The sequence below is a fragment of the Alkalilimnicola ehrlichii genome (assembly GCF_003399765.1).
In the GTDB taxonomy this organism is placed as follows: Bacteria; Pseudomonadota; Gammaproteobacteria; order Nitrococcales; family AK92; genus AK92.
This window is the reverse complement of sequence record NZ_NFZV01000083.1, coordinates 1-1095: the sequence shown is the minus strand read 5'-3', so window position 1 is coordinate 1095 and position 1095 is coordinate 1. Positions and strand designations below refer to the sequence as shown.

The following is a 1095-nucleotide window of genomic DNA, read 5'->3' as shown; positions in this document are numbered from 1 at the left end:
GCTTAGCGGGACACCCAATACACCGAGTGAACCGCTTTTTCTCGCTCCGTTAGCCGATACTTCTACTCGTTGACAAGTCCCGTCGCCGCGGTTATTCCTAGACTGGTTTTTATCCAGTGGAGGATGCCGCCGTGACCCGACCGAGACGGAGCTTGGTCCATGTGAACGACACCCCGTACTACCACTGCGTGAGCCGCTGTGTACGGCGCGCCTTTCTCTGCGGGTACGATGCGGCTCACCAGGCGGATTACTCCCACCGCCGCGCCTGGGTGGTCGAGCGCCTCGCGGAGCTGAGCGCGATTTTTACCATCGACGTCTGCGCCTACGCGGTGATGAGCAACCATTACCATCTAGTGCTCAAAATCGACCGTGAGCGGGCGCAGGCCTTGTCGGAGGCGGCGGTTATGCAGCGCTGGGCGCGGCTATTCAACCTGCCGTTATTGGTCGAGCGCTACCGTGAGCAGGAGACGACTACCGAAGCGGAAGCGCGCAGCGCTCAAGCCATCATCCAGACCTGGCGAGAGCGACTGATGGACCTTTCTTGGTTCATGCGCTGCCTGAACGAATATCTGGCCCGCCGGGCCAATGCCGAAGACGGCTGTACCGGTCGGTTCTGGGAAGGCCGTTTTAAGAGCCAGGCCTTACTGGATGAAGCCGCCTTACTGACCTGCATGGCCTACGTCGACCTCAACCCCGTCCGCGCGACACTGGCCGACACGCCGGAAGACTCCGAATACACCTCGGTATGGGCCCGCATCCAAACACTCCGGACCGGCCGCACGCCGGCTTCCACGTCCGTGGTGCCCGGGATCACCGTCCCGTTATTGCCCTTCACCGAAGCTGAGCACTTAACAAGCCCCGACCACTTGCCCTTCGCCTTGCTCGATTACCTAGAACTGGTCGACTGGAGCGGGCGGGCGATCCGCCCCGATAAGCGCGGGGCGATTGCCGCCACACAACCGCCCATCCTCCAACGCCTCGGGCTCAACGCCGAGGAATATGTAGAGACCTTACGCCGCCAGCGCTTCGGGCGGGCCATCGGCACCCCTGAGGCCCTGCAACAACTCGCCCGTCACCTCCAGCAGACCTACATCC

1 protein-coding gene is annotated in these 1095 nt (G+C 62.4%); it reads left to right on the top strand.

What is annotated here, in order from left to right:
* Positions 1-131 precede the first annotated feature (131 nt).
* The coding region (locus CAI21_RS22760) for a transposase (RefSeq protein WP_116304389.1) at positions 132-1095 on the top strand (964 nt) is incomplete at its 3' end.